Annotated in this window: 25 protein-coding genes; 12 read left to right on the plus strand and 13 right to left on the minus strand. The window is 41.0% G+C overall.

Features of this window, described 5'->3' with window-relative positions; genetic code table 11:
* Positions 1 to 2 precede the first annotated feature (2 nt).
* The 5 genes from A6J60_RS12090 to A6J60_RS12110 all read left to right on the plus strand — a co-directional run bounded on the left by A6J60_RS12090 (position 3) and on the right by A6J60_RS12110 (position 7,380).
* Entirely contained in the window at positions 3 to 3,038 is a 3,036-nt protein-coding gene (locus A6J60_RS12090) for a site-specific integrase (RefSeq protein ID WP_096066193.1), read from the plus strand.
* 61 nt (positions 3,039 to 3,099) lie between these two features.
* Entirely contained in the window at positions 3,100 to 3,693 is a 594-nt protein-coding gene (locus A6J60_RS12095; protein WP_096066194.1) for a hypothetical protein, read from the plus strand.
* A gap of 584 nt (positions 3,694 to 4,277) precedes the next feature.
* On the plus strand, positions 4,278 to 4,952 hold the full coding sequence (locus tag A6J60_RS12100; RefSeq protein ID WP_096066195.1) for an SOS response-associated peptidase family protein: 675 nt from the start codon (positions 4,278 to 4,280) through the stop codon (positions 4,950 to 4,952).
* Positions 4,953 to 5,325: 373 nt separating this feature from the next.
* Entirely contained in the window at positions 5,326 to 5,535 is a 210-nt protein-coding gene (locus tag A6J60_RS12105; protein WP_096065671.1) for a cold-shock protein, read from the plus strand.
* Positions 5,536 to 5,952: 417 nt separating this feature from the next.
* Positions 5,953 to 7,380 carry an aldehyde dehydrogenase family protein gene (locus A6J60_RS12110; protein ID WP_096066196.1) on the plus strand — a complete coding sequence of 476 codons (1,428 nt, stop codon included), beginning with the start codon at positions 5,953 to 5,955 and terminating at the stop codon, positions 7,378 to 7,380.
* A 194-nt stretch (positions 7,381 to 7,574) separates the two neighbouring features.
* On the opposite strand, the gene A6J60_RS12115 is transcribed toward A6J60_RS12110, so the two are convergent.
* Entirely contained in the window at positions 7,575 to 8,150 is a 576-nt protein-coding gene (locus A6J60_RS12115; RefSeq protein ID WP_096066197.1) for an Rrf2 family transcriptional regulator, read from the minus strand.
* A 115-nt stretch (positions 8,151 to 8,265) separates the two neighbouring features.
* On the opposite strand from A6J60_RS12115, the gene A6J60_RS12120 reads away from it, so the two are divergent.
* Positions 8,266 to 8,706 (plus strand): CopD family protein, encoded by a 441-nt coding sequence (locus A6J60_RS12120; protein WP_264755580.1) that lies wholly within the window; start codon positions 8,266 to 8,268, stop codon positions 8,704 to 8,706.
* Positions 8,707 to 8,832: 126 nt separating this feature from the next.
* Here the strand turns inward: A6J60_RS12120 and A6J60_RS12125 are convergent, their stop codons facing one another.
* Positions 8,833 to 10,065 (minus strand): NnrS family protein, encoded by a 1,233-nt coding sequence (locus A6J60_RS12125; RefSeq protein WP_096066199.1) that lies wholly within the window; start codon positions 10,063 to 10,065, stop codon positions 8,833 to 8,835.
* Positions 10,066 to 10,679: 614 nt separating this feature from the next.
* On the opposite strand from A6J60_RS12125, the gene A6J60_RS12130 reads away from it, so the two are divergent.
* Positions 10,680 to 11,489, plus strand: coding sequence for a HesA/MoeB/ThiF family protein (locus A6J60_RS12130; RefSeq protein ID WP_096066200.1), 810 nt, complete (start codon positions 10,680 to 10,682; stop codon positions 11,487 to 11,489).
* Positions 11,490 to 11,563: 74 nt separating this feature from the next.
* Here the strand turns inward: A6J60_RS12130 and A6J60_RS12135 are convergent, their stop codons facing one another.
* A complete protein-coding gene (locus A6J60_RS12135; RefSeq protein WP_096066201.1) occupies positions 11,564 to 12,862 on the minus strand; it encodes an ABC1 kinase family protein in 1,299 nt (432 codons plus the stop codon).
* Positions 12,863 to 13,010: 148 nt separating this feature from the next.
* On the minus strand, positions 13,011 to 13,547 hold the full coding sequence (locus A6J60_RS12140) for a type II 3-dehydroquinate dehydratase (protein ID WP_096066202.1): 537 nt from the start codon (positions 13,545 to 13,547) through the stop codon (positions 13,011 to 13,013).
* Positions 13,548 to 13,925: 378 nt separating this feature from the next.
* Here A6J60_RS12140 and A6J60_RS12145 point away from each other — a divergent pair, with 378 nt between their 5' ends.
* The gene (locus A6J60_RS12145) at positions 13,926 to 14,141 is read left to right on the plus strand and encodes a cold-shock protein (protein ID WP_096066203.1); all 216 of its coding nucleotides are present in this window, start codon (positions 13,926 to 13,928) and stop codon (positions 14,139 to 14,141) included.
* A 425-nt stretch (positions 14,142 to 14,566) separates the two neighbouring features.
* Positions 14,567 to 15,718: a DEAD/DEAH box helicase gene (locus A6J60_RS12150; protein WP_096066204.1), complete on the plus strand. Its 1,152-nt coding sequence runs from the start codon at positions 14,567 to 14,569 to the stop codon at positions 15,716 to 15,718.
* Positions 15,719 to 15,784: 66 nt separating this feature from the next.
* Here A6J60_RS12150 and A6J60_RS12155 read toward each other — a convergent pair whose 3' ends face one another.
* The 7 genes from A6J60_RS12155 to ilvA all read right to left on the minus strand — a co-directional run bounded on the left by A6J60_RS12155 (position 15,785) and on the right by ilvA (position 22,281).
* Positions 15,785 to 16,666 carry a sulfite exporter TauE/SafE family protein gene (locus A6J60_RS12155; RefSeq protein WP_096066205.1) on the minus strand — a complete coding sequence of 294 codons (882 nt, stop codon included), beginning with the start codon at positions 16,664 to 16,666 and terminating at the stop codon, positions 15,785 to 15,787.
* Positions 16,667 to 16,725: 59 nt separating this feature from the next.
* The gene (ccoS, locus tag A6J60_RS12160; RefSeq protein WP_096066206.1) at positions 16,726 to 17,037 is read right to left on the minus strand and encodes a cbb3-type cytochrome oxidase assembly protein CcoS; all 312 of its coding nucleotides are present in this window, start codon (positions 17,035 to 17,037) and stop codon (positions 16,726 to 16,728) included.
* Positions 17,038 to 17,077: 40 nt separating this feature from the next.
* Positions 17,078 to 18,079 carry a YdcF family protein gene (locus tag A6J60_RS12165; protein ID WP_227526147.1) on the minus strand — a complete coding sequence of 334 codons (1,002 nt, stop codon included), beginning with the start codon at positions 18,077 to 18,079 and terminating at the stop codon, positions 17,078 to 17,080.
* A 231-nt stretch (positions 18,080 to 18,310) separates the two neighbouring features.
* Positions 18,311 to 19,423 (minus strand): UDP-N-acetylmuramate dehydrogenase, encoded by a 1,113-nt coding sequence (gene murB / locus A6J60_RS12170; RefSeq protein WP_096066207.1) that lies wholly within the window; start codon positions 19,421 to 19,423, stop codon positions 18,311 to 18,313.
* A 4-nt stretch (positions 19,424 to 19,427) separates the two neighbouring features.
* Positions 19,428 to 19,928, minus strand: a complete 501-nt coding sequence (locus A6J60_RS12175) for a low molecular weight protein-tyrosine-phosphatase (RefSeq protein ID WP_096066208.1) — start codon at positions 19,926 to 19,928, stop codon at positions 19,428 to 19,430.
* Between the two features lie 211 nt (positions 19,929 to 20,139).
* Complete coding sequence (locus tag A6J60_RS12180) at positions 20,140 to 20,565, minus strand: RNA-binding S4 domain-containing protein (protein ID WP_096066209.1); 426 nt, start codon at positions 20,563 to 20,565, stop codon at positions 20,140 to 20,142.
* A gap of 162 nt (positions 20,566 to 20,727) precedes the next feature.
* Entirely contained in the window at positions 20,728 to 22,281 is a 1,554-nt protein-coding gene (gene ilvA / locus A6J60_RS12185; protein WP_096066210.1) for a threonine ammonia-lyase, biosynthetic, read from the minus strand.
* Positions 22,282 to 22,747: 466 nt separating this feature from the next.
* On the opposite strand from ilvA, the gene rpiA reads away from it, so the two are divergent.
* From rpiA to A6J60_RS12200, 3 genes are read left to right on the plus strand one after another with little or no spacing between them, the layout of a single operon-like run.
* A complete protein-coding gene (rpiA, locus tag A6J60_RS12190; RefSeq protein ID WP_096066211.1) occupies positions 22,748 to 23,410 on the plus strand; it encodes a ribose-5-phosphate isomerase RpiA in 663 nt (220 codons plus the stop codon).
* A gap of 28 nt (positions 23,411 to 23,438) precedes the next feature.
* Positions 23,439 to 23,846: a hypothetical protein gene (locus A6J60_RS12195; protein ID WP_096066212.1), complete on the plus strand. Its 408-nt coding sequence runs from the start codon at positions 23,439 to 23,441 to the stop codon at positions 23,844 to 23,846.
* Entirely contained in the window at positions 23,839 to 24,525 is a 687-nt protein-coding gene (locus A6J60_RS12200; RefSeq protein WP_096066213.1) for a CDP-alcohol phosphatidyltransferase family protein, read from the plus strand. Before A6J60_RS12195 ends, A6J60_RS12200 begins: the two co-directional genes overlap by 8 nt.
* Before the next feature lie 75 nt (positions 24,526 to 24,600).
* On the opposite strand, the gene argF is transcribed toward A6J60_RS12200, so the two are convergent.
* Together argF and alr are read right to left on the minus strand one after the other, a co-directional pair.
* Complete coding sequence (argF, locus tag A6J60_RS12205; RefSeq protein WP_096066214.1) at positions 24,601 to 25,521, minus strand: ornithine carbamoyltransferase; 921 nt, start codon at positions 25,519 to 25,521, stop codon at positions 24,601 to 24,603.
* A 211-nt stretch (positions 25,522 to 25,732) separates the two neighbouring features.
* A complete protein-coding gene (alr, locus tag A6J60_RS12210; protein WP_096066215.1) occupies positions 25,733 to 26,896 on the minus strand; it encodes an alanine racemase in 1,164 nt (387 codons plus the stop codon).
* Positions 26,897 to 26,999: the final 103 nt, after the last annotated feature.

Raw genomic sequence — 26,999 nt, forward strand, 5'->3', positions numbered from 1 at the left:
ACATGTCAAATAATAGCCTCTCAGGTAAAGAACAACGCAAACAGAATAGAGAAAAGAAACTGCAATTAGCTATGCATAAAGCTTTTGATATGGCTAAGAAACATCTTAGAGTGTCTGAGCTTGTGAGTAATAATAATTACCAAAATGAGTTTAATAAAAGGTGGCACAAGTTTGATGAGTCGCTAAAATCTAAAAAGGATTTTAAAAATCATATCGTCTACGCTAAGAGCTACAATCATGCGCTTAAAGAGATACAGAAAGAATGTAATGACTGTGACTTGGATATTAGTTTTCCTAAATATATCGTATTCGAGCAAAGACCAAAAGTATTTAGAGATGGGCAGTGGTTTCAAGATGCAAAGAAAACAAAAGCCATCTATCAAGCATGGATGAACGAATTTGAGAATAGTAAGGCTATTAACATCTATGATGTTTTCTTTTCGCTAGTTTTTCATAATGCCGTACTGCAAGCGAGTTTACTCGAATGTATTATTCGAAAGTTACTTACCAAAAGTCTAGTCATCTATAACATTTATGATTTACCTGTCATCAGAGTTGAATTTAATAAAGAGGGTTATAGCACTAACGTTAAAAGTGACGACGTTAAAGATGAAAGACTAACCTCTCAAAACATTTTCTTATCACCTATAACTGCCACTCTAATACGTTTATATAATGTAGAAGAGGATTCTACAGTCAGCAAGAGCCTAAAGAAAAATGGTCTTATAGATATCATGACGCTCTATCAAAACTTACTACACCATAAGGCACTAAACAATAAGCTACCTAGTAATTTGAAGGGTTTTCTGAAGGCAAGTGTTTATGTATTTGAAAACTTCAAAGATGCCAACCTACCCGAGTATTGGTTGTATATACTTTTAGGTATTAGAAAGACCTATTCGTTACCAGTCGATAACTGGCAGTGCCTCATATACAATCGTCCAAAGTCGAATGATATAAATATCATAGAAGACTTCAGCACGTACTCACCGAATAAAAGTACTTTGCAGACAAAAAAGTATAAACATCTTGCATCTTTGGTATCAAAATTGTTTAAACCTGAGTTAGAAAAGAACTCTAAGAAAGTATCAGGAAAACTATTTGACCACAGATTAAAAGAATGTATAGGGAAGTTAGAGGCAGACACTGCTCCTGTTAACGAAATTGCATTGCTTACATGGTTTCGGCATAAGCGATTAACCAATAAACCTAGTAGCATTCATACCTATAGTAATAACATTACAAACAGATGGCTGGCATTAACTTATGGACAAAATATCGATGATTTTGATGAGGCTGATTTTGAATTTTTTTATGCTGAGATAATCGCATTGAGCCGTACGCCTTCAGCTAAAAACGAGACTGCCAAGCTATTAGATAGTTTTCATGAACATTTAGTCAATGAATACGGTGCTGAGCCTGTCGAGCCTATGTCGGTCGGTGCCGTAGCTCATGTCAAAGCGGGTTATGTATCAGAATCAATGTTTCAAGCGATATTGGATGCCTGTGAAAAGTTAGAAATGAATAAAGAACGTAGAGATGCTATTTACGTGTCTTTGATTCTTGGGCAACGTCTCGGTATGAGAGTAGGCGAAATAGCCAAGCTCAAACTTAGTGAAATATCAGCAAATATGGAGTATTTAGATGTTCGTAATAATGATGTGGGTAGCAATAAAACCTCTTCGGCTTTACGTAGTCTTCCTATAAAACTGCTATTGAAAAAAGATGAACTCAGAGTCTTCTCATCGCTATACCATAGACGTGTCGACGAAAAAGGGGAAACTTTAATCTGTGACACAGGTGGTCAGGCATTCTCTAAGAATAAACTATCACAGATTATATCAGGACTAATTAAGCAGACGACTAGACTGTCATATTTGACAGCTCATAATCTTAGACACAGTTGCTTGTCTAACCTCCAGCTATTGCATGCTCTTTATGAGTTAGAGGCTTCAAATTGTATTAGTGTTAAAAAGAAACTGATGAAATTAATACCCTATTCAAATGAGGAGTTGATAGATATCTACCATACGCTCTTTGGTGCAAAAAAATCTATCAGTAATTATGCTATCGCTGGCATTGCAGGGCACGGTGAACCTAGTGTTAGCTTTAATAACTACATACATTTTACAGATATTCAAATAGGTCTCTGCTTATGGAACATTGACTATGAATTGAATGACAAGCAAAAACAGCATTTGGTTAAGTTGCCTAGACGCAAAATAAGCCTCAACCATGAAGCAACCAATGATTATTTACTCAACAAACTTCAAATACATCCACTACCAGCCCCACGAGGCAAATCTGGTAGTTTTTTAACCCATAATAAGAAAACAAAGCGTGAGTATGGATTTAAAGAGGTTGCTAAGATTCTGCACAGCTACTCTCAGCACGACGACTTTCAACAGTTATTGATATTGTTCGATGTATCGAATAATCAATTTAGACGATGGTATGACAAAATTAATCATTTAAAAACTGAGCCAAAGTATCAAACGAAATTCGGTCGTTCGAGAATATTTTCTTCTAAACAAATGAATTTACTTGTTCCAAGTTATAATTTAGTCACCGAAGACCAGAAAGTTATGGAGAAAATGGAGCTAGCATTTAACAAGCTATATACGCTAAAGAAGCACAAAGAACATCTCATCTGGTTCATACAATACGTTTTGCAACATTGTGAATATCATCAAAACCATATTTCTTTTACTAAGTTTGAAGATTTTGAGCTATTTTTGCTGTATGTCATTAAATTAATACCAAGTAAAATAATTCATATTAAAGTTAGAATACCTCAAACCTATATGGATAAAAGAACGTTAAATAAATGGAAAAATCGCCTCAGTAATTTACCATCTTCTAATGTGGACTATCAGTATATTGATAGTGAAAAGCAGTTAAAGCAAGTCAAGGCAAAGCTGAGCACTGCTAGCGCTTATGAAAGGTTTAGAAATAACAAGCCTTTCGTAAGCTTTAATCGCTTATTGCAGGTTTTTTGTTTTTATCAATGTGTTATTTTGAATGACATCAAAGTCTAGTCCAGCAACCGTATCTACTCTTTAAACTAAGCATCTAAAACATCTGTAGAGCAAACAAAACATGAATAAGTCCATCGTTAAAAGAATTGCTGAAAATGCGGATATATCTTGGCATCCACTGACTGAGGACCTGCATAAATCTTTTATGCAGTCATATAATAGAGAGTTTCATGGCAAGATTATTGAAATGTTCAAAGATAAATCAGAACACAACTTTCAAACTCTTTATGTGACCTCAAACCATGAATCAGTCAAAGTACTTAACAAGAAGAATAAAATTAAAGGTGATAAAACAAGACATAATATTGACTATACAATAATCGCAGGATGCTTTAATCCTTGGTTTGATAAAGATATCCTAAAAGACAGTAAGCAACTGGTCGCGATAGAGCTAAGACCTATGAATAATCAAAGTAAAGAATCATTTGAAGAAGCGTTACAAGAGGTAATCTTACTCGACTTTCTCAAGTCACTCTGTCAAGCGAATATGTCATATTTAGGTAGTAATTTTTTTAGCTTAAAGAAAGCTATCGGTAGCTCATCAAAGCTAAAGCAACTATATACCGAATTGATGGGTCGTAAATTGAGCGCCAAACAATACGCAGATTATTTTGGTCATAAGCGAGATTTTGTATATAAGCATAGACAAAAATGAATTAGGACTCAGTTTTACTGTAAGAATCGGATCAGTGTATGCATTTCAATTCAGCGTAGTAGTAAATGCTTTAAAAGCCTACTGAAGGCTGATAAAAGGATATTTATTATACCTTGAATATTATAGAGACATAAGACACTGAAATATCAGCTATAAACGACAAGAATCTCAATGATGTTACACTTATTAAATATGAAAACTGTAAAAAAATGCCTCTTAAATAATACACTTTTAGTGACCAAAATTTTAATTATAGACCCAAAAAAATGCTTTAATTTACGCTAAATGTCACTCTAGATAAAACTATCAACATACTGTATAGTAAAGCTTTGTAGGCTAAAATAACTTAACGTATTTTAAAGTTGTTTGTTAGTTTCAGCCTGTCACGCCGGGGGTCGCGGGTTCGAGTCCCGTCCGCTGCGCCATATTTTAAAACTTAATAAGCTGATATTGGCTTAACAGTTTCAACCTCAAGTAATTATTATTAATTTTATTAATGATAACCACTTGAGGTTTTTTTGTGTGCGTGGCTTTTAGCAGTTATCCTATTAGATACTATTTTAGTGATAAGAGGGTATTGTCTTATGTGTGCCAACTTTGAGCCCATCAGTATCAAACAAGCTCATCTATTTACTTCACATCCATTGGATTTTGATTATTCAGATGATATTTACCCCAATCATCTAACCCCATTGTTATTTGCAGCACCTGGAGATGACCAGATGCAATGGCGTTGTGTCCACTTTGGCATGGTGCCTAAGTGGGCTGATAACACAGATATTACCCGTTACACCTATAATGCCAGAAGTGAAACGGTACATCAAAAGCCAAGTTTCAAAAATGCTTGGTATAACAATCAGTTTGCATTGATACCGGTTAATACGCTTTATGAACCGAAATACATTAATGGTAAAGCTGAGCGCTGGGGTATCAGTCGTATTGATGATGAACCTTTTACGGTTGCAGCGTTATATGAGATAGCTCGTGTAGGCGGTGAAATTGTACGTTCTATGTCAATGTTGACTATCAATGCTGACCATCATCCATTCATGTCACAATTTCATCGTCCTGAGGCAGAGAAGCGCTCAGTAGTGGTTATTCCTCTTGAGATGAGGATGGACTGGCTACAAGGTCATCACAATAAGGCTCTGCAGTTCTTACAGCCAATGAGCGATAGTTTTAAGGCCAATCAAAAGCCTAGAGCCGCTAGATTACCTGTTGCAAATACGGTTGACCCAAAGCAAGGGCAACTGTTTTAATCTCATTGAAGCTTTCGATTGGTATAGTATTTTAGATATTAATCCAATAATAGTTTATAACAGCGTTCAACATTCAACGTTATTTCTATCATTAAGTAGCGTTTTTATTTAATTCATTAATACCTTCGCTAGGTCAGTCATAGTGTCACTTTAGTCAGTATAATTTATTTTATTTTAAAAACAATTAATCATATTTAAAAATAAAGCTTGCTTAACTGTGGCATTGGTATATACTGGGCACCTGCTTAAGAGAACCGCAGCAAATCATTACCTCGTAGTATTAGCATTAATCCTCCGTTTTAAGATTTACAGAAGTTGCTCCAAGCGTTACCGACCAAGTTGGTCATTATGTTTTAAAATTAGGATTATATATATGTCAGATACTATTAAAGGTACAGTAAAGTGGTTTAACGAAGCTAAAGGTTTTGGCTTTATTGCTCCAGAATCAGGTCCAGACGTTTTTGCTCATTACAGCGAAATCGCTAGCTCAGGTTTCAAAACCCTAGCTGAAGGCCAAGAAGTTGAGTTCACAGTAACTCAAGGTGCTAAAGGCCCACAAGCCCACGGTATTACAGCTATCTAATAGCTAAGATAATTTAAACTGTGGTTATACTAATAACACAGTTCTAAATGAATCAAAAAAAGCGAATCCTGAATAAGGGTTCGCTTTTTTGTTGCCTGTCATTCGTGACCCTATGTCATCTTCTCCCTATGATACCTTCTATCGTCTATCGCTATCGTTAACAATCTATCAGTATCTGAGCGGTACATTTCATAAAACATCGGCACACCTTTATTACTTGGCAATGATTACATTAATAGCCGGCTGCAAACATCTTTTATAAACTCCATAACAAAAAACAATGGTAACTGGCTTGAGCATTACCTATGCTATTGATGACTACTTATAGATATAACTTATATAGTCTTATCTCGTATAAAAAACCAGAATGATCGATTCTAACTAATATAAAACCAAATAAAATAAATAGGTAATCATATGCAAAATTTCTATCCTCTATATTTAGCCAACAAAGCGCATGAAGGCGCTGATGATGCACTAGAAGTGATTAACAAATACAGTCAAGATGTGGTCGCTGAAGTGGCACGTGCAGACAGTGATCTTCTTGAGCAAGCGATTGATGCGGGCGTTAAAGCGATCCCAGCAATGAAAGCATTAAAGCCATTTGAAAAACAGCGCATTTTATTACAGTGTGTGGATAAGTTTAATCAGCGCTTTGATGAATTTACAGAAGCCCTAGTTGCTGAAGGCGGCAAGCCTAAAGGCGCTGCTGAAACCGAAGTAAAACGTCTTATTAGCACCTTTCAATTTGCTGCTGACTCAGTGACTGCCTTGTCAGCTGGTGAGGTCATCTCATTGGATGTGACGGAGGCCAGCGCGGGCTATCGTGGCTTTAGTAAGCGAGTACCTATCGGACTGTGTGGTTTTATCTCACCATTTAACTTTCCATTGAACTTAGTGGCACATAAGATTGCACCTGCCATTGCTGCTGGTTGTCCATTTATTTTGAAGCCTGCTAGCTATACACCAATTAGCGCATTGCTAGTCGCTGAAGTATTGGCTGAAACTGATTTACCAGAAGGTGCTTTTTCTATTATGCCAATGTCGTCTGACGTGGCGGATGTGTTGGTAACAGATGAGCGTATTAAGCTGTTGTCATTTACCGGCTCTGATAAAGTTGGTTGGGACATGAAGGCCCGTGCAGGTAAGAAAAAAGTCGTATTAGAGTTAGGCGGTAATGCCGCGGTTATGGTAGAGCCTGATGCTGATCTGGATGTGGCACTACCACGTATTATTACCGGTGGCTTTAGTCAAGCCGGTCAAGTTTGTATTAGTGTTCAACGAGTCCTGATTCACAAGGACATTTATACACAAGTCAAAGACAAGCTAGTGGCTCTTACTAAAGAGGTGAAAATTGGCGATCCAAGCACAGGTGATGTCTTGGTTGGGCCTATGATTAACGAAGGTGAAGTTGAGCGTCTGAAGCAGTGGGTTGATGAAGCTGTAGAAGGCGGTGCAAAAGTGTTGTGTGGTGGTGAGACCGATGGCGTGATGCACTCGGCTACTATCCTCGAAAATGTACCCCATGATGCCAAGCTATATAAAGATGAAGCGTTTGGTCCAGTGATGATTTTAGAATCGTATGATGACTTTGAATCAGGAGTAGCTTTAGCAAATGACAGCCGCTTTGGACTTCAGGTCGGAGTTTATACTGCGAATATTAATAAAGCATTACAGGCGTGGGATGATATCGAAGCGGGCGGAGTCATTATTAATGACGTACCAACATTCCGTGTCGACAATATGCCATACGGCGGTGTCAAAGATTCAGGCTTTGGTCGTGAAGGCGTCAAATATGCCATCGAAGATATGACAGAGCTGCGCTTAATGGTAGTTAAAGGTTAAGCACGGCAATCTATAGGCTTCATAAGCCCATTTTCAATACAATAGGTTTTGATGGGTTTAAAAGTAAAGGTTCAAGTCCTAGCTATAGGGTTATATGCTAGGCTTGAGCCTTTACTGGCTTAAAATTAATAGCTAATGAATTAAAATAGCTGACAAGTTAAAACAGCCGATGAGCTTAAGCTTGATTAGCTCTATTAACTTAGATGCAGTTTAAGAATCTGCCAAAGCTCTTCATCGTTAGTAACAACATCTGCCAATGTATAATTATCCAGCACTTGCAAAAAGGCTTGAATAGCTTCGGCAAACACTGATTTTAAATGACAAGCAGGGGTAATAGAGCAGGACAAAACTGGTTTTGCTTCGGTTTTCCCTGTTTGTTGTTTTAATGGAATGGTTTCTTCTGGAATAGGCTTGGCTTTAGAGGTGTTAGACTTTGACGTTTGAGCCTTATTTTTGGCTGAATCATCATCTGAGCCATGAGGTGGCTGAAAGCAAGCGACCATATAAAAATCAGGCTCGGTATGACGAATCACATCACCCAAAACAATATCTTTTGGGTCTTTTGCCAATCGAATACCACCATTTTTGCCACGGATACTTTCAATATAACCAATTTGAGCTAACTGGTGTATGACCTTAGTCAAATGGCTTCTAGATATTTGATAGCTGTTGGCAATTTCAGTAATGGTGGCCAGTGTATCCTCATCAGCTCTAACAGCCAAATACATTAATGTACGTAAGGCAAAGTCACTATAATTGGTGAGACGCATAATATGTATTCCTTTTGGTAGAATAACGTAAGCTAATTCAGACACGTGTTTATTATACAATCGGTACTATTATAGCGAATCCTTTTATCACTCAACAAATAAATAAGCCGATATTATGAATTATGTTTTAATTGTCCATTTATTAGCTGCCACGATTTGGACAGGTGGGCATCTAATTTTGGCATTCGCTATATTGCCTAAAATATTAGCAACTAAAGACGTTGCTGGACTTTTAGACTTTGAACAGACATTTGAAAAGGTTGGTATGCCAGCCTTGTTATTACAAATAGCAACTGGCTTGTGGATGTCCTATAAGATGCTACCCAGCGTAGGCGCTTGGTTTAGCCACGATAACGATATCAGTATATTAATTACTACCAAATTGATTTTATTATCTTTGACCTTGCTGATCGCATTACATGCGCGCTTTCGAGTAATTCCAACTTTATCCAAGCGCAGTCTTAACTTCTTTGCCTTGCATATCTTTGCGATAACGATAATAGGGGTGAGTTTTGTGATTGTGGGTTCGCTGTTTAGGACGGGACTGGGTGGTTAATATATTTAGCAGGATAACTTTGTCCAGCTAAGAAGCCGTTAATTTAAGCCAGTTTGTCTAACTACAACCAAACTGGCTTAAATCTAAGGTGTTTAATAATGAACTTAATTTAAATAAATAACAGGCTTAACCAAAAAGACCGTCGGTTCTAGGTTTGGCCAATATAGGTAAATAACTGACACAAAATAGTGTAAAACAAGCAATCCAAGCGGTTTGTGCAATCATTATCCAAGTCATATATTGATCAATTGCAATCAGCGGCATGACCACTCGAAATACAAAAGCAAGCACCATAAGCACAAAGATAGCGGTCACCGTTGCAGGAGGAGCATGAATACTGCGACCTGTATGCCCCAGTGAGACTCTAGCCATCATGGCAACAGTCATTAGACCAATACCGGATAACGCCAATGCATGTACTGGGATACTATGCGCAAAGTTCATCCAGGGTTGAATTGCAAATAAGACAAAGCTTAAGCACATACCTAAGAAGGCAATAAACAGTGACCACAGCAAGGGTTTTTGCCACAATTGAGGTTGATGCCAACCGGCTAATCTTACCCCATTAACTAAGGCCACCATAGTAGCGGTTATTGTGATTAGATAGGGGTTAGGATAAAACACATCGGCCAACATAAAGATTAAAAATGACAGTAAGCTGAGTGAATCAAGCAAATTACTGTTTTTAACAGTGACCGGTTTATCGCTATCATGGCTTAAGCCACGTTCGATAAAAAACGGCACCACACGGCGACCAATGGTGAGCACGATGCCCATAATAAGATATAAGCCTAAATATACACCAATGCGCTGGTAATCTTGATCGGCACTAATAATACCCCAATAGCATAACGCATTACCGATGCTAAGCAAGACCAGCTTTGAGATGATGCCCATTTGTTTGTATTGCTTGACTGCTATAACCGCATGAATGACTGCGCCTGCACTACATAACATAAACAATAAGTCAGCTAAGGCTGCCACTGCAAGCCATAGATCAAGACTACCAACACCTAAGCCAATAAGCATCCAACACATACGTGCCACTGCCCAAAATGCAAATATACCGGCCAATCGATAGCCATAAGGCATCATCACGCCAGTCCATGTTTTGACCGCGGTTAATAAAAATCCGGCAACGATTGCCATTGCATAACCATAGAGCATCTCATGGGCATGCCAGTAAAATGGATTGATTTCGGTTGCGTTGAGTGCTGTTTTGCCAGTAAATACGAAACTCCACAGTAGCATGGTCACAATAGCAAACAGCGCACCACCGCTAAAAAAGATGCGGAATCCTAAATTTAAAATAGGATGCGGTGCATGAGGCGGTTGACTTGGGGGTTGTATGTGAAGCATAAACTACCTCGACATGGCATGGGCTTAGAAAAACAATGTTTATAAGATATATTTTAAATGAATGTTTTATTATAGTCTTTTATACGTGTTATTGATAGTAGGTTTTCACTTTGAGTGCGTTTATTACCAGATGACTTACTAAATGCTTGTTACTGAAAGCTTCAATCTAAGATTAGGGTAGGGAGCAAGTAAGTTGCGAAATAATTTAAGCAGCTCGTAATGTAATGAATAGTTAAATTACAACGGGCAAAAAAATACCCTCTACTAAAGCTAAGTGAGTAGAGGGTAGGAGAAACGGGGTGATTTATATTTATTATTATCTGTTATTCATTATTTTTGCTCTGCAGTCGTCTGTTGATACATTTGAAGCTAAAAAATTAGGTCAATGAATAGGCCAAAACGACCAATGGAAACTGCAGAATATTATAAAGAAACCGCCTTAAAAAGTAAATAATAATCGTTATCAATTATACTGTATTATTAACACAACCCAAGTGTTTAAGCAAAAATATATCAGTAAGGAGTATTGCTGTGGACTAACTAAGCGGGCTTAAGGTAAGTGAGTCAAAGCTTGTTATAATATATGCAATCAACATAATTAAGTGAGAAGCGACGTGTCACATGAACTAAATTTAACCGATGAAGAGTTGCTGCGTTATTCACGCCAAATTCTACTGCCAAGTTGGGATTTGGAAGCGCAGCAGCGATTGAAATCGAGTCAAGTTGTTATCTTAGGCGCAGGCGGCCTTGGTTGCCCAGTTTCTGAGACCCTTGCTCGTGCAGGGGTAGGTGCCATTCATCTAATCGATGATGATCATATTGAAGCCAGTAACTTACAGCGACAAACGTTATTTACCGCAGCAGATATTGGTAAAAATAAGGCCAAGACTGCATGCCAAGCGCTGCAAAAGATTAATCCACATGTGCAGCTAACCTATGCTGAGCAGCGTCTAACGGCAGATAATGCAGCAGAGATATTATTAGTGGCTCAAGCTCAGCAGTCATCTACGCCGTTTTTAATACTCGATTGCACTGATAACTTTGCGGCACGCGAGCGGCTTAATGAGATAAGTGTTCAGTATCAGCTGCCCTTATTGTCAGCCTCTGCCATCGCTATGTCCGGACAGTTGGCTTTATATGAGCCTGCCAAGCAAAGTGGCTGCTACCACTGTGTGTTTGGAGACAGTATTGCAAGTGGCTCAGATGAGGCAGTCGAAGACACCCGTAACTGTAGTAATTCAGGAGTGCTGGCCAGTACCACTACGGTGATGGGTAATCTACAAGCCAATGCGGCATTGCAGTATTTGGGTTTGAGTATCAATCCGCTGGCAGGTCAGCTGTTAATATGGGATGGCCAACGTATGAGTCAGCATAAGCTGCGCTATCGCCAAGATAAGCAATGCCCGGTATGTGCTAACAGTTAGCTTATTGGTCTAAATAAGCTTTTAGATAAATCAGTGTTAGGGCTAGTATTAATAATCAATACTGCTAATCAGACTTAGTAATCAATATAGTGTTTGACCAATGGGCTCAAATCAATCTCAACACCGAGGTTAACTAAGTTCCAATATTGACCTGACACCGTACGATCCACCATCATAGTGGTTGCTGAGGGCTGAAACTGTTTAAAGTACTTTAAGCCTTGCTTGGCCTGACTGATTGCTTGATGGTGTACATGACTGCTTGCAAAGTCGAAAGGGCCACTGTGATAAGGCTCAATCGATAGAGGGCTAAGTCCGATAGCAAGCCAATCCTGATAAAAGGAGCCTGGTATCAGCACATCATCTTCGCGGCGAATATCTAAAGCAACCAAGTCTTGTTCCAGTGCAGTGACGTCACCGCGTAGAGCATGCTTAGCAAAGCGTCTAAATAGCTGTATCTCATCGTGGCTATACGAGCGAATACCGCCAAAGTCATAAGCGATAACACTGCCGTCTTCACGAAATGCAAAGTTTCCTGGATGCGGGTCACAATGCATTCGGTACAGCTCAAATAACTGACCGGCACTAAAGTGAAACAGACGCGTGGCTATTTTCTGTTTGATCTCATTGTCCCAAGTCGCTGCCACACTCAGTGGCGCGCCTAACTCTTCGGTTAAGGTTAAAATGCGACGAGTGGAGTGACTTTTGATGACCTTGGGAATGATTAATCCCTCATCATCGGCGTGAAAGGCACCAAATATGGCTAAATTTTGAGCCTCTTTGACGTAATCTAATTCATCATGCAAGCTGTCACGAATCTCATTAAAGATATGATCTTGCAAATCACGACTCATGCTTAACACGCCTGTCATTTTTAATGCCAAACGCACTTGCTTTAGATCACTATCGCAGTTTTTATCCACATCTGGATACTGCACTTTGACTACGACCTGCTGACCGTCAGGCAAGGTCGCTTTGTGTACCTGTCCGATAGAAGCTGCTGCAAAGGGTTGCTCTTCAAACTGAGAGAACGCCTCATGCATTGGTTTTCCAAGTTCGCGCTCTACTTGAGCTTTAATTTGCGAGTAGGGCATGGCTGGCGCGTCATTTTGTAGCTTCTCCAAAGCGGCGGCCACTTCAGGGGGAAATACCTCTTTGTACTGCGAGGCAATCTGTCCAACCTTCATAACAGCACCCTTCATTTCCCCTAAAGTCTCAGCTATTTGAATGCCAACATCCTGCAGCATTTGTGAGCGCGCTTCGGTTCTTTTTTGCTCATCACTAGAGATATTTTTAAGGGAATTTTTTGCCGCTTTACCAGCGATGCTAGCCGTCATGCTGGCCAGTTTCATAAAACGTTTGCCGGAAGTTGCCATAAGTACGATGCCTTAAATACAATACCTTAAAAAAGGAAATGGGTTAGAGTTTGCGATAGAGGGTGATGATCAAAATAAAACCACTAGTGGTTCAATGAGCTTAAGCTGTTTGTTGATAGTTGGTTTCTTTAATTTTTCTATAATTCGTTTATTTCGTTTCTTTATACTGAGCTAAGAAATAGTCTAACGCCATATCGTAGCCTAAGTGACCGAGACCACAAATAACACCTACCGCTTTGTCGCTAAAATAAGAGTGTGTACGAAATGGCTCACGGCTGTGTATGTTAGACAGATGCACTTCAATAAAAGGTTTTTCAGTCGCCAAAAGCGCATCACGAATCGCTACCGAAGTGTGGGTAAAGGCAGCAGGATTGATAATCACCGCATCTACCATGTCGTTGTTAGCGTCAGTATTAGCATTACTGTCAGAATGAGAAAGGCTTTCGGCTGCTAATAAGCCATGATGTTGAATATAATCAACCAGTTGCCCTTCATGATTGGATTGTAAGCAAATCAGTTCAACTCCCTGAGCATTGGCTGTTGCTTTTAAACGCTGTTCAATATCGTCGAGGGTTGTTGAGCCATAGATATGAGGCTCACGTTTGCCTAGTAAATTTAGATTGGGACCATTTATCAATAAAATTCGGCGATAGCGATAGGTTGGATTGTTAGATGCTTGGCTCATGACAGATAAACTCACAGGTGATTTATGGATAATTATAACATTACCTTAGTGCTGACAAATAGGGATACAGGGCGTTCGTTTTAATTGGTTTTTATCTGTTGCCATTAAAAATTTGACAAAATATTAGCTTTTGAGTGTGAAAGTTATGTTAAAACACTTTGTCTAAATAAAATGACATGCTATGATTAGTTTTAGATAACAAACGTGTCTGTAGTGTTACTATATCTGTTATTGTAAGTGTATAGCATAACAGGTAGGCTTGTTATTAAGTGGCATGTTGCCACTTTTGCACCCAGTATTAGCATGACAGGCTATAGCTTAAATGCTTTAATTGGGGTTAAATTGAAGTTTTGTTAATTAAGTTTTAGGAAGTAAATTATGTCAGCTCGTGAGCAAGGTACTGTTAAGTGGTTCAATGATGCCAAAGGATTTGGTTTTATTCAGCGTGAAAGTGGCGAAGATATCTTCGTTCATTTCCGTGCGATTCAAGGCGATGGTTATCGTTCGCTACAAGACGGCCAAAAAGTTGAGTTCGTCGTTACTGAAGGTGAAAAAGGCTTGCAAGCTGAAGAAGTTACTAAAGTAGACGAATAATTCAAAACGCATAATATGCGGATAAGCAGTTAGTTGTGGTTTAACCAACGTTGAACCACTTCTGATTGGTTATTATTAAAAGCCAACCAGCAACATAAATAGCATTCCAGTCTATTTACAATTGCTGCGTTGGCTTTTTTTATTTATCTATTTATTTATTTATTATCCATTCACTTACTAATTTATTTATCAATATACATTTTCCCTCTGTGCAGCAAATATCCTCTCAATGACCTATAATGAATAATGGCCTATAATAGGGTATCCATTCAATTGAGTGACTAATAAAAAATAACGGTCTAAACAATAGGTTAAACAATAACATAAGCTAATAATAAAGATAAAACAATGTATTAATCTATCAGCTCATTGAAGCCAAAAACAATTAACCAATAACACAATTTGATCAAAATTAAGGAAGTTTAATGGACGGATTTATCAAATTTAGTGACTTGCCGCTAAGTAATAGTATTTTGTTGTCCGTAAGCGACCTAGGGTTTACTCAGCTTACGCCCATTCAAGCTCAAATTCTACCCTATACTTTAGCAGGACAAGACGCCATTGGGCAGGCTCAGACCGGTACCGGTAAGACAGCCACATTCTTAATTACCATCATCGAAGCGCTGCTAAAGCGTCCGTTTAAAGAAGATGAAGCGCGTTATGTGGGTGAGCCAAGAGCTTTAATTTTGGCGCCAACCCGTGAGCTTGCCAATCAAATCTTTGAAGATGCCATTGCGTTGACCAAGCATACCGATTTACACAGCGTATGTGTGATGGGCGGGGTCGATTATGACTTGCAAACCGCTGAGCTAGATAAAGCCTTTACCGATATTTTAATTGCTACTCCAGGTCGATTAATTGATTTGGTTCATAAGGGCCATGTATTTTTAGACCGGGTTGAGGCGTTTGTGTTGGATGAAGCAGACCGTATGTTGGATATGGGTTTTATACCAGATATTAAACGTATCATGCGTTATATGCCGGCCAATACAGACAGACAAAGTTTGTTATTTTCGGCGACCTTTAACCAAGACGTGATGAATTTAGCCTATCAGTGGTTACTTAACCCTGTCTTTGTCGAAATTGAACCTGAGCATAAGACCAGTGACTTGGTTGAACAGCATTTTTACTTGTTGACAGAGGCGGATAAGTATCAAGCACTAAGCGAGATTTTAAATCAGCCAGACAGCCAAAAAGTGATTGTTTTTGCCAACCGTAAAGATCAAGTCAAGCGTTTGTACAATCGTCTAGGTAGCGAGTTTAATGTGGTGATGCTTTCTGGTGATGTTGATCAGAGCAAGCGAGAGCGTTATTTAGAGAAGTTCAAAAACGGTAATGCCAAAGTACTGGTAGCTACTGATGTGGCAGGTAGAGGGATTCATGTTGATGAGGTCAGTCATGTCGTTAACTATACGCTACCCGATCAAGCCGATGACTATGTACACCGAATTGGACGTACTGGGCGAGCAGGTCAAAAAGGCATCAGTATCAGCTTTGTGAGTGAAGATGATGCCTTTAATTTACCTGCGATTGAAGCGCATTTAGATACCAAGCTCAAACTTGAGCAGTGGGGCTAGTGGATATTGATGTTATTCATTCACTATTAAGCAGTAAAATCTAACTGTCTACAATAGCCAGCTTCATTATTGTGAAGCTGGTGCAGGATGATGCTGATGTTCACTCATCTCCATCTCGGCCATGTCTGAAGCTGGCATGGTGTGATTGGTATGTTCATTCATATTGTGTTGGTTCATACTGTTTTCGTTCATAACAGTATCAGATGTCATATGCTGTTGGCTGTGAGTCGTATGAGCGGCATGTTCAGCATGTCCGCCGTGAGCACCATGACCTCCAGAATGCTTCATTGCAAGCGGTAAAAAGATAACGGCAAGCCCAGATAGCATCATAATTATTCCGTTTAGCTGACGTAAACGAAAGCGCCCAATCTGCTTATGTAACCAGCCAACCGTTTCTTGAGTGGCAACTAACATAGGCACTGTACCCAGGCCAAAAGCAAACATAATCATAGCGGCTGACACCACATCATTGCCAACAGCGGCCATTAATAGAGCGCCGTATACTAAGCCGCAAGGTAAAAAGCCCCATAATAAACCGGCAGCCAATGCCCGCGGAAAAGTGGTTATTGGGAACACTTTTTGACGTAGTGGTGATAGCTTTTTCCACATGCCCATCCCGACCTTTTCTAGCTTTGCTAAAAAGGGCAGTCCCAGCATATTTAAACCAATAAATATCAATACCGCACCAAGTAATATTCTTGGCAAGCTGTTGCCAACCATGATTGGTGCCAGAACCGATGTGCCAATAATGCCCGCCACGATTCCCAACAACGAATAACTTAACAAACGGCCAAAGTGATAAGTGGCCACCAGCGCACGCTTCTTAGCAGCGCTGAGATTCTGCATCGACAATCCAAATGCAGTAACCAGTCCGCCACACATACCCAAACAATGTGGAGAACCAAAGAAGCCCATGGCAAAGCCGGCAACAAGTAACGCAGTGTTCATAAGCTGAGTCCAAAAATCAAAATATTATTAATATGCTATTACTTTAGATCTATAAAAAGTTAGCCATCCGCACCACCTGAATCACTTGATGAGCCTCCAACATCTGAATCTAAGCTTGGATTGTCTGGGCCATTGTCTAAGTGGCTGGATCTGTCATCGGCGGTTTGCTGTGGTTTTTTTACAGCAGGTTGGATTGGATTGGACATGCCAGCAAGCGTCTGACGTCGCTCTTGACGATCGTCTAGAATAACCCGCTGTGATTCGTTATCTAAGTCTTCAAATTGGTTTGATTTAACCGCATAACGCACTGCCCAAATACCAATCACGAACAGCATTAGGCTAAGTGGGATGAGCAAATACATACTAACCATAATTATTTACCCTTGTATAACTAAATCTAAATAGATGTGCTTAAAAGGTTTTAACCGCTTCAGGCTTGCGACTGTGTAATAAGGTCGCAAAACTAACGTCGTCAGCTTGACGGCAATTTTGTTGCGGAGCAAAAATATCCCGAGTATAGGCCGCCAATTCATATATGGTGCGTCTTGAATGTTGAGCATTGTCTTTTGGTCTAGACCAACTTTTTTGCATAGGCAGCGGCGCGACAATAGGGCTGGTTTGTATATTATTCAATGCAAATTGCCTACGTGTACGAGTCATGTGATAGGCATCGGTTACCAGATAAACATTGGATAATTTTAGTCGCTTTGCTGTAAAACGCGCATTTTCGCAAGTATTCATGCTGGCGTTTTCGGTAATCACGTTTTCAATACCATAGCTGGTCAGCCAGTCGCGCATCCAAGGGGCTTCCACGCCGGTGACTATGATGGGTAGGGGGTGAATCTTGTAATGAGCAACCACTGTTTTCATACGGTTAAGGCTATAGTCATTTAATACGATGTTATTGGCGGACAGTGGTGTATTAGTTGGCTTATCATCTTGCGTGTTTGTATTGGTATCAGTATCTGGCGCAGCTGCCTGCTTTTCATCATCACTACTGGCTTCGGTCAGTCCGCCACCTAACACCACATAGGCCGTTGGTTTATGCAGTATATAATGATTAGCTGTTGCGGCTGGGGCAATTTGGTTAATATCATTTGGCTTAGCAGAGTTAGCCGCTTTAATGTCACTAGGGTCATCTAAAGCGCTACTCAGTGGATGTCCACTGCTGTTTTCTAATAGGTTTTGATACTTTTCTAATTTATGCTGATCCGAGCGCCTGCTAAAGGCCTCGCTAGCTTTTGAGGTGCTAAGCGCGGTAACCTTTGGAATGGGTAGGTGATTTAACAGCCAAAGACCAACTGAAGAAAATAGAGGCGTAAAAAAGCTTAAAACGCAACATGTAATCAGTATTAGGGAATAGAAAAGAACTTTTTTCATCCCCAGATAACAGCGTTTTAATAACGAGCTCATGATTGACTTCACTTAAGTTTTTAACAGACCTTGTCAATTATAGCCAACAATGACGATTTAGGATACGCAAGAGTTTAAGATAACAGGTCATAACCTAAAATTAGATCATAATTGCATAATCCAATATGTTTTGATTCAGCATAAGCCCAAACCCAAGTGACATTTAGTGTATCACTAGGGCTTAGGCTTAGCGCTGATGATACTGAAACTAAAGCTAAATAATAGCCCTCATTATTCAATTTCTAGAGTCGCGTAACAATCTAAGCAAATAGGCTCACGTTCAAGAGAGATTGCAAACTTGTCAGCAATCACCTGTTGGATAAAGCCTTGAGTCGCCAATACATCTGCTTGGGTAGCTGGGTTGTCTTTACCACTGTGATTGACCAATACCAACGCTTGCTTGGTATGGGTCAAAATGGGGTCAATACCTTTGCCTTTTAATCCGGCTTTATCAATCAGCCAACCAGCGGCGACCTTGGTATGCTGGTCATCCATAGGGTAGCCAACGATATCAGGGAAATGCTGTTGCAGCTGTACAAATTGCTGATGATCGATAATAGGGTTCTTGAAAAAACTGCCGCAGTTTGGAAGCTGCTTAGGGTCTGGTAGCTTAGCCTTACGGGTTTGAATAACCGCCTGCATCACATCAGTCGCCGTGATTTGTTGGCGCTTATCTTGTTCAGCTAATTGCTGAGCTATTTGAGCAACATCACCATAGTTGGCATTGACCTTAGTAGGGTGCTTATGCAGTGCAAATACCACTTTGCTAATTAACCACTGGCCGGCTTCACGCTTGAATTTACTATCACGATAGCTAAACTCACAATCAGCAGTATCAAACTGATGCCACTGCTCTGTGGGTAGGTGAAAGGCCGTTAAAGAAGTGATGCGATCTTCAACTTGTACGCCATAAGCGCCAATGTTTTGTACCGGCGAGGCACCGACCATTCCAGGGATAAGCGCTAGATTCTCAAGACCGTACCAGCCTTTATTAACGGAATAAGTGACGAGCTCATGCCAGTTCTCACCTGCCATCACCTCAATCTCGATATTATCCTCATCTTCCGTTAACACACGAATGCCTTTCAGCGCAGGCTGAATAACACTGGCATGTAAACGGCTTGGTAAGATAACGTTACTGCCACCAGATAAGATAAACAGCGGCTGAGTAAGTGCTTTTAGTTGCTGGATAACAGGGACAATTTGAGACTCATCGTTAAGGATAATCAGCCGATCTGCATGGCTTTGTAGCTGCATGGTATTGAAGTGGCTTAAATCTGCATTAATATGCACTAAGTCTGAGCTCAAATTTAATGTCGCCGCTGTGTTGTCAGAGTTGTTCATAGGCTTAGATCATCCAAGTGTCTATCCAAGCATCCACAGAGGATTCAAGGCGAGTAATAACGTCTTCAAACCCATCTTCACCGCCGTAGTAGGGGTCGGGTACGTCTTGTTTGTTGTAGGTGCTATCGACTTCACTCATCAGGGCAAGTCGTGCTAATGGCTGCGAATCAAACTGCTGTTCTGCTTGTTTTTTGATTTGTTCTAAATCTGCAAGGTTTTGCGCATCCATTGCTAAGATAAGATCAAAATCGACAAAGTCTTTTGGGCCAACTTGGCGCGCAACCAACTTGCTAATATTATAGCCATGTTGTTTGGCATGTTTTTGTGCACGTTCGTCTGGATGCTTGCCGATATGCCAGTCGCCAGTGCCGGCTGAATCAACCTTTAAAGTAAGCCCAGCAATGGCGGTACGTTGGCGCATAATGCCTTCTGCAGTTGGTGAGCGGCAAATATTACCAAGGCATACTAACAAAACTGATTTGGGCATAGCGTCTGAGATTGGCATAAAAACCTCTGTCATTATGAGAATGTCTGTTGAAGACGATTTAGAAGATAACCACAATAAAATATAACGACACAAGGATGATGTTGGTCGTTAGTTACAAATGCTGCCTATTCTACCAATCTTGGCTTAGAAACGATAGAGCAGCAGCGGTTATCAAAGATTATATAAAAGCTGATAAGGTGTGAAAGCTCAAAACAATGAGTTATCAGGTTTAATCAGACTGATATTTGAAGCGTTGAAGCTCGCGACGCTGCTTTTTATTAGGCTTGGTATCTGGACGGGCAAGATTGGCAAGTTTACGCTGCTCAGCAAAATAGGCACGGCGCTCGATACTTTCTTGCGTTTCTTCATATAGGGTCTGGGCAATCGTAGCATTGCCTCTTTGGGTTGAGAGGTCTTTGACGATGATGGTTTTTTCAGTCATGGCAGTGGCTGCACCTTGACGAATGGTGAGCTCATCGCCAACACTGATTTCTTTACTGGTTTTGACTCGGCTACCCGCAAAGTGAACCTTACCGCCTTCAATGGCTTGCTTGGCTAAGCTGCGGGTGCGAAAAAAGCGAGCCGCCCACAGCCATTTATCGAGGCGAACTTTTTGCAGTTGGGCGCTGGATCCAGCGTGCTTTGAGTGTGACATATTTGATTTATTATCCTAAACAAAAATGAGTCTACATTGTGTGGATATGGTTATTGAAACCTACCTTACCAACCAATAGTAGACTCACAGCCTGCCAAACTCAATCACTGGTTTGGCTAAGCATGAACACCGAAAATAAGCATTAGCGTAAATAGTCAACTATTAACGCAAGAACAATTGATAACCTATGTTATCTGAAACAGGCGTACAGTCATAGCCGATGTCTAGTAGGGCATCTTGTAGCTGGCGTGAGTTGGTTTCTGTGGTTTGGATACCAACCAATACGCGGCCATCAGCAGCCCCATGATTGCGATAGTGGAATAAAGTGATATTAAAATCAGGGCCTAGCTTTTCTAAGAAGTTAAGCAATGCACCAGGACGCTCAGGGAAGCTGACTTTAAATAAATGCTCGTTTTGTAAATTGGCATGACCACCGATTAAATAGCGAATATGCGACTTGGCAATGTCATCATCAGTGAGGTCATGTGCGTTGTAACCAGCCTCAGCCAGTGAGTCTGCAATGATATGACGCTCTTTATCACCTTCTTTTAGTGCAATACCGACGAAGATAGCCGCCGGCTCTAATGAGTCAGGCGATGCCTGGCTGCGGGCACGATAGTTAAACTCGGTAATATTACGGCCTTTAAGGTCACGGCAGAATTCTAAGAAGGCGCCAGTACGTTCTGGAATGGTTACTGCAAATACCGCTTCTTTTTTCTCACCAATCTCGGTACGTTCAGCAATATAGCGCAGTCGGTCGAAGTTCATGTTGGCGCCTGAGATGATGGCGACGCAGTTTTTACCAGTTAACTGATGTTTGGTAATGTATTTTTTCATACCAGCGATGGCCAGTGCGCCCGAGGGCTCAACGATGCTTCTTTTTTCTTCAAACACATCTTTTACCGCGGCACACACCTCATCATTACTACAGGTGACGACTTGTTGTTCGATTAATTTGCCAGAACCATCGCTTTTTTGTAAATTAAATACTTCAAACGGCAGCTCACCAATTTGAGCAACCGCAGTACCATCAACAAATAAGCTCACTTGGGACAGTTTTACGCGTTCATTGGCTTCTATTGCTGCTTTTAAACTGGCAGCACCTTCAGGCTCAACCGCAACTACTTTAACATGCGGCGCAACATCGCCCAAAAATGCAGCAATCCCAGCCAATAAGCCACCACCGCCAACTGGTACAAACACATATTCCACATCACGCCACTGCTGATTAATCTCAAGGGCGACAGTACCTTGTCCGGCAATGACCAGTTCGTCGTCGTAAGGCGGGATATAGGTCAGTCCCTCTTTATTGGCGCGCTCAATGGCGTATTGGTTCGACACATCGAAGCTGTCACCATATAGATCGACGTTACCGCCAAGCACTTTTACGGCTTTGACCTTAATGTCGGGTGTGGTTGTTGGCATCACAATGGTATTGTTTAAGCCCAATTTGGTGGCAGAAAAAGCAACGCCTTGAGCATGGTTACCGGCAGAGGCGCAGATAACGCCACGTTCTTTTTGCTCTTGAGTCAATTGACTGATGCGGTTGTATGCGCCACGTAATTTAAAAGAAAAAACGGGTTGTAAGTCCTCTCGCTTTAAACGAATTTCGTTATTAAAACGGGCAGATAGTTTAGGAGCGGTGTCTAGAGGTGTTTGGATAGCGGCATCATATACCGTGGCTTGAAGAATATTACGAACCCATTTTGAAAGCATACATTATCCTAATAATCTTACAGTGGTTGACAGATAGATATGATTTATAAGTAAATAAAGATAAGCCTATGCTGTTTTTTTGTAACCTGCAAGGCTTTGAGCCAAAATATTAATGACAATCGGTTATTGTTATACAAACTTTTCTTTAAAATCACGACTCCCAATCTCATACTCTCATTCAATTCGCCATATCAAAATCATATAAAACCAATGGCATCAGCAAATAAAAAACCAATCTCGAAAAAAATTACTTGCAAACAGATTACCATTGCAGTCGAACAGTTGTTAAAATAGCGGGGTCGCTATTTAGGTTAGTTTTCTGCCAACTAAACAGCCATTTATTACCAATCAAATGTAGCCATTCAATATAGCAACAATCAATACAGTAACTATCAAAACAGCAACTATGTTATGCCAATCACCTATGGGGCATAATCAACAAGACAATAAAACAAGAAGGGTCGCCATGAGTCAGCAACAAAATCAGCTTAAGCAACAAGTCGCCGCCGCCGCATTAAAGTATATTGATGAAGGTATGATCTTGGGCGTAGGCACCGGGTCTACCGTCAATTGCTTAATCGATCTATTGCCACAGATAAAGCTTAAGGGTGCAGTCGCCAGCTCTCAGGTAACACAAGATAAACTTGAAGCGTTAGGCATCGAGGTGATGGATTTAAACTACGTGGGCGAGCTTGATTTATATATCGATGGCGCTGATGAGGTAAATCCAAACTTACAGCTGATCAAAGGTGGCGGCGGGGCATTAACCCGTGAGAAAATTGTCGCAGCCGCGTCAAAGCAATTCATCTGTATGGTCGATGAAAGCAAATGGGTGACTCAGCTAGGACGTGAGTTTCCAGTGCCCATTGAAGTGTTGCCACAAGCACGCTCGTACGTGGCTCGTGAGTTGGTAAAACTAGGCGGTGAGCCAGTGTACCGTGAAGGTTTTGTAACCGATTATGGTAATGTTATCTTAGATACTTATCAGCTTGATATTGATAGTGCCAGCGAGATGGAGCAAATCTTGAACAATATCGTTGGTGTGGTGTGCAATGGTATCTTCGCTGCCAATCAAGCCGATACATTGTTAATTGCCAAACAAAGCGGTGTAGAGACCTTAAAGCGCTAATCACGCGTCACAAAAGACACAGTTTATTATGAAAAAACAAAATACCGGTGTGGGTCTTGGGTTTAACATTATCTCTGCACTATTGGCGTTTATGCTATGGGGCAGTTGGGCTTATTATGTCAATGCCGGCGCAGAGACGCGGCTGATATCAGCATTGACTCAAGGCTTTGCCAGTTTTTGTATTACTCTGGTTTTGGTGCGCATGGTGACTTATATTTTTAATCGTCTTCCGCCATCACCACTGCGGGTTGTGCTGCCTGCACTGTTGTCAGTGAGTGTCACAGGCTGTGCGCTGATATTGGCGCATACGCTTGCCCGCACTTCAAACATTGTGTATACCATTGCACCGGCATTAACGGTTGCTTTTATATTCTGTGTATTTACCGCATTAAAACTGCAAAAACTAGCCGCTCATGAAAAGGATGATCATGTCTGAACCAGCCGGTCGTCGACCATTAAAGGTGCGAAGTGCCAAAGCTGCTACCAAGCTTGCTAAAGCTTTAAGTGAAAAAAACATCACTCCAAATCAAATTTCAATATTAAGCATCGTATTTGCGGCTTTGGCTGCGGCTTGTTTAATGGCACTACCTCATGTCAGCGGTCATTATCTATGGATACTACCACTGTGTGCGGCACTGCTGATTCAATGTCGACTGCTGTGTAATTTATTCGATGGTATGGTTGCGGTAGAAGGTGGCAAGGGTACTGCATCTGGGGAGCTGTTTAACGACATTCCAGATCGTATTGCTGATCCTTTGTTGCTGATTGCAGCAGGCTATAGTATTAGCGGTGTCGATTGGGCATCTACATTGGGCTGGGCAGCGGCTTTGCTGGCAGTGATGACTGCTTATATACGCACATTAGCGCTGAGTATTGGTGCGCCTGCTAACTTTGCTGGACCGATGGCTAAGCAGCATCGCATGGCAATTTTGACGGTGGCTTGTGTCTTAACCGCGATGCAGCCAGCGTTTATTAAGCTAATACCCGCTGCTGCATCATTTTGGTCGTATGGCTCAGTGATGTTAATCACTTTGATTATTATTTGTGTGGGCTGTATTTTGACCTGTTATAAGCGCACGCTGAGCGCTTATCGTTATCTGGAAAACAAAGTTTAAGTAGCCAGATAACTTGCGGTTATTTTTTAAATGAGCATCTATATCTTTTTGCATATGCCTTATTAAACAGGTCTATCAGCTTAGCTTGATTTTGTCTTTTAACAAAAATTCCATCAATGCCTTTTGGGCATGTAAGCGGTTTTCAGCCTCATCCCAAACCACTGAACGGGGATCATCAAGCATATCATGTGAGATTTCCTCACCTCTATGCGCTGGCAAGCAGTGCATGAATAATACCTCTGGATCTGCCTTATCTAATAACGATGGCGTGACTTGATACGGTGCAAAACGGCGAGCACGCGTATTTTGTTCACTCTCTTGGCCCATGCTGGCCCAAACGTCGGTAACAATCAGGTGCGAATCTTTGGCCGCATCTTGTACATCTTCGACAAGATTGACGCAATGCTTAAAGCGTTCCATCAAGTCTGGATCCGGTTCAAATCCATAAGGGGCTGCAATTCTTAGCTCAAAGCCAAACTGATTGGCTGCGGCCATAAACGACGAGCACATGTTATTACCATCACCAACCCAAGTGACAATCTTATCCTTAATGCTGCCTCGGTGTTCATAATAGGTTTGCATATCGGCAAGCAGCTGGCAGGGGTGGAAGTCATCGGTTAACGCATTGATGATGGGCACCGAAGAGTATTTCGCAAAACGTTCGACCTTTTCATGCTCAAAGGTGCGAATCATAATGATATCAACCATACTAGAAATTACACGCGCTGAATCTTCAATAGGCTCGCCGCGACCTAGCTGGGTATCTTTTGGTGATAAGAATATAGCATGACCACCAAATTGGCCCATGCCAGTCTCAAATGAGATTCGAGTACGGGTCGATGATTTTTCAAAAATCATGCCCAGTGTACGACCCACAAAAGGCTGATAAACCTCACCAGCATGTTGCATTTTTCGGAGCTCACTTGCTCGCTGAATTAAGGCTTCAAGCTCGGCCGGAGACAAATCAAGTAGAGTTAAAAAATGACGCACGCTCATGAGATTCTCTTTAATTAATAGAACGGGTTGGTTGATAAAAATAACAGCTTAATATGATTAGCAAACTAATATCAATAATAAGGCAACTGATAATTTAACCGTGAGTTAGACTTATTATTTTGCTAAAGCTGTTATGCCGAAATAATAGTAAACCATCAGTATAGCGAACTTTATGGCACTGTGAAAACACCAAACTGCGGTTTTTACTAATTTATTCATCCAATGGCGATTCTACTACCTGTCTTAACGGACGTTGAGTGGTTCGGCATAATAGCTCATAACCTAAGGTATGCGCAGAGTGCGCAATATCATCAACACTTGGTGCGCCTTTGGCAGTATCACCCCATAAGGTTATGCTGTCACCAACCTTTGGATTGGGCACATCGGTTAAATCAATGGCAATCATGTCCATTGCTACCCGTCCAATAACTCGGCATCGATAGGCTTTGATAGGTGAGTCTTTGTCTATTTCTGCAGGATTAGGATGTAAGCTCACCCATGCTGAGCCATCTACCACACGTGGATAGCCATCACCATATCCAATGCTGACGATGCCTTTTAGCATTGGACGGTTAGCGATAAAGCGGCTGCCATAACCGACAGAGGTCCCTGCAGCAATGTTGTGGATGGCCATAATACTGGCTGCAAAGGTCATCACGGGTTGCAGCTGTAAGTTTTCAGCACTGACTGCTTCAAGGGGTGTGCTGCCATATAGCATGATACCTGGGCGCACCCAGTCAAAGTGGCATTGTGGGAAATTGATGATGCCTGCTGAGTTACATAAAGACGCCTGAATATTAGGATCAACTTGTTGCTTTAATTCAGCAAGGGCTTGATTAAAGGTGTCAATCTGTTGCTCGTTTGAAGGATGTAGTGGGGTATCGGCGTTGGCAAAATGACTGGTTAAAATAAGCTGATAACCGGCTTTGACTAGAGGTTTGGCAACGTCAATTAGCTCGTCTGGTTCAAAGCCAAGACGATTCATACCGGTATTAAGCTTTAACCAAATTGTGCGACACGGTGAGTCGTCTTCTGGCAGATGCGACAACGCCCAGTTGACTTGATCTTGATGATGCACAATGCTTTGACATTGCGCTTGTAGTGACTGTTGCCATTCCTCTTTACTAAACACGCCTTCAATTAATATTAACTGTTTGCTCCATCCCAACTCACGGATTTGTAGCGCTTCACTAAAGCAGGCAACACCTAGTCCATCTGCCTGCTGCAGAGCAGGTAGGCACGCCTCAACGCCATGACCATACGCATTGGCCTTTACCATAGCCAATACCTTGGTCGTCGGTGAGATTCGCTGTTTGACCTGATTTAGGTTGTGACTTAGCGCAGAACGGTTGATGGTAATGGTTGCATGACGCATGGCGAACTCTCACTTAATGAATCAAGGCGGCTGGTTTATTTAAGCTGATTTAACTAAAGATATAAGCAATAAATAGATAAATTAAGATAGCCGCTGAGTTAAA

The organism is Psychrobacter sp. FDAARGOS_221 (genome assembly GCF_002313155.2).
GTDB lineage: Bacteria > Pseudomonadota > Gammaproteobacteria > Pseudomonadales > Moraxellaceae > Psychrobacter.